The 10,498-nt window shown below is 68.4% G+C and carries 6 protein-coding genes; 3 read left to right on the forward strand and 3 right to left on the reverse strand.

The genetic code is table 11. The features are described from left to right. Positions 1-99: 99 nt before the first annotated feature. The gene (locus Q0654_RS14440) at positions 100-3,189 is read right to left on the reverse strand and encodes an alpha-1,6-glucosidase domain-containing protein (protein WP_298854987.1); all 3,090 of its coding nucleotides are present in this window, start codon (positions 3,187-3,189) and stop codon (positions 100-102) included. A 146-nt stretch (positions 3,190-3,335) separates the two neighbouring features. Between Q0654_RS14440 and Q0654_RS14445 the strand changes: the two genes are divergently transcribed. Beyond that, positions 3,336-5,843 (forward strand): amylo-alpha-1,6-glucosidase, encoded by a 2,508-nt coding sequence (locus Q0654_RS14445; protein WP_298854989.1) that lies wholly within the window; start codon positions 3,336-3,338, stop codon positions 5,841-5,843. A gap of 17 nt (positions 5,844-5,860) precedes the next feature. Here Q0654_RS14445 and Q0654_RS14450 read toward each other — a convergent pair whose 3' ends face one another. Further along, complete coding sequence (locus Q0654_RS14450; RefSeq protein WP_298854991.1) at positions 5,861-6,754, reverse strand: mechanosensitive ion channel domain-containing protein; 894 nt, start codon at positions 6,752-6,754, stop codon at positions 5,861-5,863. Positions 6,755-6,882: 128 nt separating this feature from the next. Here Q0654_RS14450 and Q0654_RS14455 point away from each other — a divergent pair, with 128 nt between their 5' ends. Then, on the forward strand, positions 6,883-7,821 hold the full coding sequence (locus Q0654_RS14455) for an alpha/beta hydrolase-fold protein (RefSeq protein WP_298854993.1): 939 nt from the start codon (positions 6,883-6,885) through the stop codon (positions 7,819-7,821). A 31-nt stretch (positions 7,822-7,852) separates the two neighbouring features. Here Q0654_RS14455 and Q0654_RS14460 read toward each other — a convergent pair whose 3' ends face one another. Beyond that, positions 7,853-9,049 carry an IS4 family transposase gene (locus Q0654_RS14460; RefSeq protein ID WP_298854995.1) on the reverse strand — a complete coding sequence of 399 codons (1,197 nt, stop codon included), beginning with the start codon at positions 9,047-9,049 and terminating at the stop codon, positions 7,853-7,855. Between the two features lie 407 nt (positions 9,050-9,456). Between Q0654_RS14460 and Q0654_RS14465 the strand changes: the two genes are divergently transcribed. Continuing rightward, positions 9,457-10,167: a DUF6445 family protein gene (locus Q0654_RS14465; protein ID WP_298854997.1), complete on the forward strand. Its 711-nt coding sequence runs from the start codon at positions 9,457-9,459 to the stop codon at positions 10,165-10,167. Positions 10,168-10,498: the final 331 nt, after the last annotated feature.

Here is a 10,498-nt window from a genome sequence, read left to right on the forward strand (position 1 = left end):
CGACCGCAGCATGATCCGCGCGGTGTTCCCCCTGAGTGGCTCTGCCGCCCACGTTGCGTCGATACGCGCTCGCAACAAAACCGGTGCGAGCGCCAAGGCTCACCGAAGAGACGCCTGCGGACGGATCCAAACCACGGCCGTGCGCGCGGGCAGGCTGAGGTGCAGCCGCGCGTCCGCGCCTGGCGCGCTCGACGACACCACTTCGACAACCGCTTCGCGGATGCGCAGATCCACACCCTCGGCCAGAGCCGGATGCAGCTGCCATGGGCCAGCCAGATGCGCCTGCGTGGCCGGACCGAGGGGCAGCTCGAAGCTCTGTGCCTGCGCGCTGACGTTCAGCGCGTACAGCACCGCCGCGTGCGGGCTGTCGTGAAGATCCTCGCCGTCCAGGTGCGCCGCGATCACGCCGGAGCGGGCATCGCTAGCGAGGAAGCGCAGCCGCCGCTGCACCTCTTCGGCAGAATCCAGCCGCAGCAGCGGCGTCTGCGCGCGCAGGCGCAGCCAGTCGAGGAAGGCGCGGCGCGTGTAGTCGACGACCTCGGGCGCCGGCTTGAGTGCAGGGTCCGCCAGCAGATCGCGCATCTGCGGCCAGTCCTTCGCGTTGTCCCAGGCCGGCGGCAGGCCGCGGCCGAAGCCGTTGTCCTCGCCGCTGTAGTCGAGCCGGTTGAAGTGGTCGCCGCTGTCGTAGCTGTTGCGGTCCAGCGACTTGCTGCGCAGCACTTCGACGCCGGCATGGAAGTAGGGCACGCCCTGGCTCAGCAGGTTGAAGGCCATGCCCAGCATCTGCACCCGCGCGCGCTCCTCGGCCGTCGTCGCCTGTGGCAGGCGCAGCGCGCTGATGTCGTACAGGGTCTGGTTGTCGTGGTTCTCGACGTAGTTGACGACCTCATTGGGCGAGGCCACATAGCCGGCGGGCTGGCCCGCGTAGTCGAACTCGGCGAGCGCGCGCTCCACGCCATCGCTGCCGCGCATGCGGTAGCTGCGCAGCGTGCCGGCGAGACCAACGCGGACGAGGTCGGCTGTGGAGCCGGGATTCGGGATTCGGGTTTGAGAGCCGGGATTGGGGATTGGGGATTGGGGTTTGGAGCCGGGATTCGGGAGTCGGGATTCGGGATTCGGAAGCGCCGCCTCCGCGCTCGACGCACGGGCGATTGACGCGGCGACCTCAAGCCCCTCTCCCCTGGAGGGAGAGGGGTTGGGGAGAGGGGGGGAACTCTCGCGACGCGCTGCCCCCTCTCCCCCGGCCCCTCTTCCACGAGGGGAGAGGGGAGACGAAGCGGCAGACTCGCGCTCCTCCGAATCCCGAATCCCGACTCCCGATTCCCTGCTCTCAACCCACCCATTCAGCCACCCATACGCCGTCCGCAGCTCCGCTCCCGCCGTCGCCGCACCACCGCCACGCAGCGCATCGCGCGCACGGTCGCTGAAGGTGGCGATGCCGCTGCCTGGCAGGCTCAGCTGGCTGGCCTGCTCGAAGCGCGCGCCGTCGGCGACCTCGCCGAAGTTCCAGCCCTCGCCGATGATCGGGATGCGCTTGCCGGCCGCGGCATCGACCGCGCGCATCAGGTCCAGCATCACCGACTTCGGCTGGTGGCCCATGAGGTCGAATCGGAAGCCGTCGATACGGTAGTCGCGCGCCCAGACCACGGCGGAGTCGATCATCAGCCGCGCCATCATCGCGTGCTCGGTGGCGGTGTTCTCGCAGCAAGTGCTGCGCTCGATCGCGCCCTTGGCATCGAGCCGGTGGTAATAGCCTGGAACGATCCGGTCGAGCACCGACTTCGCGTGCTGGCCGGCATGGCTGCTGTGGTTGTAGACCACATCGAGGCCGACCCGCAGGCCCAACGCGTGCAGGGCCATCACCATGCGCCGCAGCTCGCGGATGCGCACCGCACCGTCGCGTGCGTCCGAGGCATAGCTGCCCTCGGGCACGGTGAAATGCTGCGGGTCGTAGCCCCAGTTGAAACAGTCCTCGTGCTTGATCGCGGCGATCGTCGCCTGCTGCTGCTCGCTGTCCGGCGGCCCCATCACCACCGGCGTCACGCAGCCGGTTTCCGGAATCGTGCTGATGTCGTAGACCGGCAGCAGGTGCACATCGGTGAGCCCGGCCTCGGCCAGTTCGCGCAGGTGGCGCATGCCCAGGCTGTCGCGCTGGGCGAAGCCCAGGTAGCGGCCGCGATGTTCCGGCGGCACGCTGGCGTCGTCGCGCGAGAAATCGCGCACGTGCAGTTCGTACAGCACCATGTCGACGTTGTTCTCCGGTGCCGGCGGCCGCGGATGCGCGTCCCAGCCTTCGGGCTTGAAGCGCGCGTCATCGAGATCGACCACCATCGCGCGCTGGCCATCGGCGCCCAGGCCCAGGGCATAGGGGTCGGTCACCCGGTTGCGCACCAGGCCCAGGCCGGGCACGAACACGTCGACCAGATAGCTGTAGTAGCTGCCGATCGAAGCCTCCGGCAGGCGACCCGACCACACGCCGCTGGCCGCGTCGCGACTGAGTGCGCGCGCCGAGCGCGTAGCGCTGTCGTCATCCTCGTAGACGCAGACAGTCACCGACTGCGCGGTCGGTGCCCACAGTGCGAACATCGTGGCATCGGGAGTCGGCAGCGCGCCGAGCGGCGCGTCGAGCGCCGCCGCGTAGCGATCATCGAGTGCGGCCGCGTGCTGCACACGGGTCATGGTCTGCACGCGGCCCTCCGCATCGAGGGCGGCCAGCAGCAGATCGCCACGAAGCAGCACGCCGATGTCGGCAGCCACCGGCAGCACGAACTCCATGCCGCCGCCGAACCAGGCGGTGCGCTGCCCCTTGGCGAGCGGCAGGACATTGGTGACCGCCGTCAAGCGGTGCTGCGCAACCCCGGCATCGGGGCGCCCCTCGGCGTCCAGGCGGATCACGTCGTCCGCATGCAGCAGGACGATGCCCTTGTCGGATGGCGCCTGCGGCCAGCGCAGCCGCTGCTCATCGAGCCAGATCGCCGCCGCGTCGGCCGGCAGGTCCGAGCGCGCGAGCACGCGGAAATGGCCCGATGCATCGCAGTCGGCGCGCAGGCTGTCTTCGGCCTGTACGGCGGCCGGCGCAGCCACCAGCAGCAGCGCGAGGCCAAGAACTACGCGGGCGCGGCGCCGCGATTGGGGCAGGCCGAATCGCTGCGTCGGCGTGGTCGATGGACTGCTCATTGGGCTCGACATCGCGGCCTTCCGTCGTGGCGGGCCCTCGACGATGCCAGACAGCGAGGCCTGATGGGCTGGCCTGCATACGTATGCCTCGCAACTGCAGCACGGATTGCTGCCGCCACACGGCTAGCATCCGGGTCGGATCAACACGAGCCCTGCGCATGCCAAAGTCTGCGGTTCCCTCGACGTCGAACGGCGCTCGACTTGCTCTGGCGCTGTTCGGTGTGTTGCTCATCGCGGTCGGCGTTGGCTGCGCGACGCGCGCGCCCACAGGCGATGTCCACGCCTATCCGGGCGTCGATGTCCAGGCGTCCAATCGAGCTGCGATCGAAGGCAGCGCAGAAACCGACGCCGCACGCTTCTTCGAAGCCATGGCGATCCGGATCGCACCCGGCGAGCGCGCGCAGTTCATCGCCAGCGACAACCGCGCCGGCTACTACGAGGGCTGGACGCATGGCCACGGCGTCGGCGTCGGCTATCGCATCGGTGAGCTCAGCCTGTTCGAGGATCGCGCGGCCTTCCTGGACGGGCAGCGATTGCAGAGAGACGCCGCGCGCAGCGAAACCCTGTACCCCTATGGTCACTGCGTCGAGCATGCGAATGCGCGCGACTGCCTGCTGCTGCATACGGGCCGAACTGCGCTCAGTCTGCGAATCGAATCCAACAACGCGGCCGAACTCGCCTTGATGCCGCTGTGGAGCGCCGCGCTTTCGGGCTATCGCGTCGAAGAGGTCGCTGAGGTTGGTGTCCTGCTGTTGGCGCCGCCGGCACCGACGCCCAAGGACGGCCATCCAGATTGGATCGCACTCAGCGCGGACGCACCGCTGCGTATCGAATCGAGCCCCTCCGCTCACGGCGAAGCAATGTCCATCCGCCTCCATCGGACTACGCCCGGCAGGCGCTTCACCCTGCACATCGCATTTGCCGAGAATCGCGAAGAAGCGATCGCGTCGGCGCGCGCGCTGGCTGCGCAGGACGGCTGGCAACAGCAGGTCGAACTGCAGCATCGGCGCCTCAGCCGAGCCCGCCTCATCACCCCGGACGCCGACTTCAACCGCGCCCTGCTGTGGGCCCAGGCCAGCGCGCACAGCTTCGTGGTCGAGCAGTACGGGCCGGGCATCTGGGCCGGCCTGCCCTGGTTCCGCGACAACTGGGGGCGCGACACTTTCATCGCGCTGCCGGGCACCCTGCTGGTTTCGGGCCGCTTCGCCGAGGCCCGCGCGGTGCTCGATGCCTTTGCCGCGCGCCAGCAGCGCGACCCGTCCTCACCCGACTATGGCCGCGTGCCCAATCGGGTGGCAACCAACCAGCCGACCATCTACAACACCGTCGACGGCACGCCCTGGCTGCTGCGCGCGGGGCTCGAGTACGTGCGCCACAGCGGCGATGCCGGCTTCGCCGATCGCCTGATCGATCTCGCGCGTCTCTACCTCGACGGCGCGCAGCGCCACCTCGACGCCGAGGGCCTGCTGCGGCATGCCGATGCCGATACCTGGATGGATGCGCGGGTCTACGAGAACGGCCCGGCGTGGTCGCCGCGCGGCGATCGTGCGGTCGAGATCCAGGCGCTGTGGATCACCGCGCTGGAGAGCGCCGCCGAGCTCGCCGAAGCGCGCGGGCAGGGCGGCGATGCACAGGCCTGGCGCGCGCAGGCACGACGTGCCCGCGAGGCTGTGCTGAAGCGCTTCGTGATCGACGGACGCATCGCCGATCGCCTGCGCGCCGACGGCAGCGCCGATCTCGCTCGACGGCCCAACGCGCTGATGCTGATCAGCGTGCCCTGGTCGCCGATCCTCGATCCGAGGGCCGAAGCGCAGCTGCTGCGCGACAGCGTCGAGCATCTGCTGTTTCCGTATGGGATCGCTTCACTGGAGCCTGCGCACCCCTGGTTCCATCCGCGCCACGAGGCCCTGCGTCACGGCCAGCCCGCGCTGCACCACAAGGACGCCGCCTATCACAACGGCACGGTCTGGGGCTGGAATGCGGGCTTCACCATCACCGCACTCAACCGCCACGGCCAGCAGGAGCTCGCCTGGCGACTGACGCGCGAGCTGGCGCGACAGATCCTTGAAGTCGGCACGCGCGGCAGCATGAGCGAGCTGCTCGATGCAGCGCTTGGCGAAGACGGCAGGCCGGTGCCTTCGGGCACCTACGCGCAGTCCTGGAGTGTCGCCGAGTTCACCCGCAACGCCTGGCAGGACTACCTCGGCGTTCGCCCCGATCTGCTGCGCAACACCCTGCGCTTCGTGCCCGCGCTGCCGGCAGCGTGGACCAACGCCGAGGCGCGCATCCCGTTCGGCGACGGCGAAGCTCTGGGCCTGCGGATCGAGCAGGATGCAGCCCGCCAGCGCTGGCGCTTCGAGGGCTTGCCGCGGCAGTCGCAACGCATCGAACTCGATCTTCTGCAGGCCGAAGGCGGACGCGTGCGCGTCGGCTTCGAGCTGGGCGCAGCGGCGCGCGAGCTGATCTGGGACGGCCGCGAAGCATGGCTCGATGGTGCCCCCATTGAACAGACCGAGGTGCAGAGCTCGACCCAGGTCCTGCTGCAGGGCCTCGACTTTGCGACGCCGCCGTCCGCCGATCCCGCGCGCTATCCGATGACGCGCGAGAGCGATGGTCTGCGTCGACGGATCCTTGAGCGTGCGCACGCCGAGGAGCCCGTGCAGTGAGCCCTCGCGTCGAGCGATCAGCCTCTGCCGTCGACGCTCGCCTCGGCGTTCGACGCGCCCTGCGCGCGCTGCAGCAGCTTGGCCACGGGCTCGGGCAGATGCAGGTGCATGTCGGTCTGCGGGAAGGGAATGCTGTAGCCGGCCTCGGGCAGACCGCGATGCACGGCCTCCAGCAGGTCCGAGCGCGTCTGCGCGAAGTCCGGCGTGTTGACCCAGGCGCGCAATACCAGGTTGACACTGCTGTCGGCCAGCGCATCGACAATCACATCGGGCGCAGGCTCGGCCAGCACGCTGGGATGTGCCTTGGCAAAGCCCAGCAGCGCCTCGCGTGCGCCGCGGATGTCGTTGCCGTAGTCGACGCCGACCGGGATGTCGACGCGGCGCTGCGCGCGGGCGGTGTAGTTGATGATCGGGCTGGCCGTGATCTGGCCGTTGGGCAGGGTGATCTCGTGGTTCTGGAAGCTGCGCAGCACGGTCTGGAACAACCGCACCTGCTCGACCACGCCGGTAATGCCGGCGATCTCGACCACGTCGCCGGTGCGGAAGGGCCGCAGCACGATCAGCATCACGCCGGCGGCAATGTTCGACAGCGAGTCCTTCATCGCCAGGCCCACGGCCAGGCCGGCCGCGCCCATCACTGCCAGCAGCGAGGTTGGCGGTACGCCCAGGGCATCCAGCGCGGTGACCAGTACCAGCACCAGCACGACGGCGTGGGCCACGTTGCTGAAGAAGTTGGCGAGGATGGCCTCCATCCGGGTGCGCTCCAGCAGACCGCGCAGCGCGTTGGAGATGCGGCGCGCCAGCCACAGGCCTACCAGCACGATCAGCAGGGCTGCGGCGATGCGCAGGCCCCAGAAGGTGGCGATGCCCCACCAGTCGATGCCGCTGCCCGCCGCGATCAGTTCCTGCATGAGGAGTTCTCCTGTCTTGAGTCGATGCTCGCATCCTCAGGATGCGACTTGCGTGGGCGGGAGCCTAGCGCCGCAGCCCTTAGATCGACGTTAGCGTCATGAAGACGAACAATCCGGGAGTGCTTTCGATGCGACTGATTCCGTGGCTGCTGTGCTGTCTGCTTGTGCCCTTCGCCACCCATGCCGAGCCTGCGCCCGCGTCCGTCCTGCCCCAGGTGGAAGCGGGCAGGGTGGAGCGCATCGAGTTCGCGCCGGAGGGGCTGGCCACACGCACGGTCGATGTCTGGCTGCCGCCCGGCTATCCGGACGCTGCGCCCTACGCCACCCTGTACATGCACGACGGGCAGATGCTGTTCGATGCCGCTACCACCTGGAATCGCCAGGCTTGGGAGGTGGATCGCACGGCCGCGGCGCTGATCGAGCCGGGCGCGCTGCGACCCTTCATCGTGGTCGGCATCTGGAATGCCGGCGAGCACCGCTATCGAGACTACCTCCCGCAGCGTGTGTTCGAGTCGATGCCGGAAGAGGTTCGCCAGCGCTGGCGCGCTGCCGAGCGCGAGCCGGGCCGACCGCTGTTCGCCGGACCGCCTGCTGCCGATGCCTACGTGCGCTTCCTGGTGGGTGAATTGCGCCAGACGATCGAGTCGCGCTTCGCGGTCTCGCGCAAGCCAAAGGATCGCTTCCTGATGGGCTCCAGCATGGGCGGGCTGATCAGCCTCTATGCGCTGCTCGAACAGCCGCAGCACTTCGGCGGCGCCGCCGCGCTCTCCACCCACTGGCCCGGTGGCTTCCACCCCGCTGACGACAGCTTCGCGCAGGCGATGCGCACCTACCTGCGCGAGCGCCTGCCGACGCTGGGCCAACAGAAGATCTGGATGGACCACGGCACCGAAACCCTGGACGCGCTTTATCCTCCTCTGCAGCGCGAAGTCGATACCGTGTTCAACGCCTCGCCGCTGCCGCCTGCGCAGTGGCGAAGCCGCGAGTACCCCGGCACCGATCACAGCGAACAGGCCTGGGCGGCGCGCCTCGCCGACCCCCTGCGCTTCCTGCTGGCGCCGGAATAGGGTGGGCTCTGGCCTGAGGTCTCCCCACTTTTCATAGCAGCGCAAGCCCTAGTTTTCGGTCGAGGAGTTCGTCCAGTACGGCCTGCAGACCGGCGCGGATATCCTGGGGTAAACGCTTGATTCGCAACCACTCCATCCCCCTTCGCCACGCCGAGTAGCGATGCATGTGCGACTTCTGGCGTGCCAGGGGATCCACGCTTTGGGTGTTGCGGGCAGCGCTGGCCATCATCCATGCGGCAAAGCTGGCCAGGCGATTGAGCAGCAGTAGCACGCCTGCGCGCTTGGACTTGCGGGTCAAGCTGTCAGTGAAGCCGACGCCGAACCGATGGCTCTTCAGATCGCGGAAGGCTTCTTCGATCTGCATGCGCGTGCGATAGATCGCGACGATGCGCTCGGCGCAGTGCGTCTCCGCGCCCAGAGAGGTGACTAACAGCCACGGCTCACGCGCGGCCAGCCGCGCCTTCTTGGAGATGCCGCCCTGTTCGGGCACGCCTGCGCGCGTGAGCTTGTCGCGCCCGGTACGTCGGCCACGATAGAGCACCAGCCGGCTGGTCATGGGCTGACCCTTCACGATTCGGTGTGGCCCCAGGTCCGCGGGCTGCGCGGTGGCGGACGCATGAAGGGTCCCGCAGGGTGCCCAGTCGTCGACCTCAAGCGGGCGGGTGTGCGTGTTGCTGCGCAATCGTCCGACGTAGTCCCAGCCGTGCGCCTGCACCGCCCGAAACCAGTCGCTGCGGAAGCCCGCATCAGTTACCAGGATGGGCGAGCTGTTCGTCGGCAGCTGTCTTGCCAGTTGCTGAAGGAACTCCTTCTGCGCCGCAGGGTGGTTCATGCGTTTCAGCGGGAATACCTGTTCGTGCACCGGCATCGCGCGCCCACCCATCGCCACCGAAGCCCGCAACAGGGCCCAGCGCCCGTCCTTCTTGAGAGGCGACCAATCCACCTGCAGCACCGGTCGCGGCATGCCTTGAAGCAGCCGCGCCGTGATCGCGCGTTGCAGACCCTCGGACTCGGCATGCAGATGGCTGTTGCTCAGCAGCCGGTCGAGCGCCTTGAGCGGCGCATGGACCTGCTCGGCCCCCGGCCACTGGCGTGCCAACTCGGTCAGAGTCAATCGGCGACCTGCCACCAGCGCTTCCACTGCGTCGAGCAATCGACGGCAGCGGGTCGCGTGCAGGGTGTCCAGAATCTCACCGATACAGCAGCGTAAGATCGTCGAAGCGTGCATGGCGCGGTCCTCAGGCGTGGTACCCCGAGGAAAAAACCGCGTCATGCACGTTTCGTTTTGGCCGAAAGATAGCCCGGGATGGCCGAGAACGACCGGAAATTCGTGGGGAGACCTCAGGCTCTGGCCCACCATGGCGTGCATCCTTGCCCCGCTGCCCGCTGCCCGCTGCCCGCTACCCGCTACCCGTCACCCGCAATTCGCCGAGTGTGTCGCGCCCTCTACCGATTGCTGCTTGATGCGCGCTGCTCGCTGTTGGCTCACGCTGCTCGCGCTTCCGATCGAACTATCGACTTGCTGTTGCCTGTTTCTCGCGCGACTCTCGCCATCGCGTCCCCTGTCCCCACGCTCTCGGCATCCACCTTCCAGCGCGACACCGACGCGCAGGCCCGCACTCCCGGCAGCCCCGCATGTTCAACCCCAATCCCACGCGCCATATCGTTCCGCTGCACGACGGCCACGTATGCCTGGTCTTCGACGCCGTGCTGCTCGACCCTCGGGCCTGGATCGACACCGCGATCGCCCACCGCGGGCGCTTCGTCGAAGGCGCCTGGAATGCCTACCCCGGCCCCGAGCTGCCGCTGGCCACCGAGGTCACCGATCGCCTCTGCGACTTCTTCGCCCAGCACGCGCGCGCCGCACTCGGCGCCCGCCGCACCCTGCGTGCGCACAGCCGCTTCGCCCTCGTCACCCGCACGCCGGAAACGCTGGCGCCCTGCCAGCGCTTCTGTCACCGCGACCGCCTGAGCAGCGAGCCCGGCACCGTGGTCGCGGCCAGCGTGCTCTACCTGTTCGATCGCCCTGAGCTTGGCGGCACCAGCTTCTACCGCCCGCGCCGCCCCATGCCGGAGATCGAGGCCCTGGTGCAGGATTCCGCCCGCCTCGCGCCTGAAGACTTCAACGCCCGCTATCCCGGCATTGCGCAAGGCTATATGCGCGAATGCAACCCCTGGTTCGAGCACATCGCCACCGTGCCGCCGCGCTTCAACCGCCTGATCGTCTATCGTGGCGACCTCTTCCACAGCGGCGACATCGCGCGGCCGGAGCTGTTAAGCGCTGATCCAGAGCAGGGGCGGTTGACGGTGAATGGGTTCTTCACCTGTCGGGCGGCGTTGGGATGATGACTTGACTGGAGTGCCTCAGCGGTGAGGCGCGAGCAGGCCGTTGTCGAGCGATCAGCGGCTGCTCTGCCGGCGTCGGCGAAGCTGGTTCAGAGCGACGAACGCGGAATTCCTTTGCAACGAGCGCTCTCTCGGCCCGGATGCTGGCTGCTTGGGCGCAATCCCAATCGGACTGAAGACCCTGAGTCCGCCGCACGCGGCCAGAAATCTCGTGCTTCCCGCCGATTGCTCTGGCTTTGCCTGCGCGTGGCTGTGATGCTCGACTACAGCCGCTTGAGCAAGACTCCTACCCCATACCGATCGATCCCCCTATACCAGCGCTCGAAGCAAC

Source organism: uncultured Aquimonas sp., from assembly GCF_937888285.1.
In the GTDB taxonomy this organism is placed as follows: domain Bacteria; phylum Pseudomonadota; class Gammaproteobacteria; order Xanthomonadales; family Xanthomonadaceae; genus Aquimonas.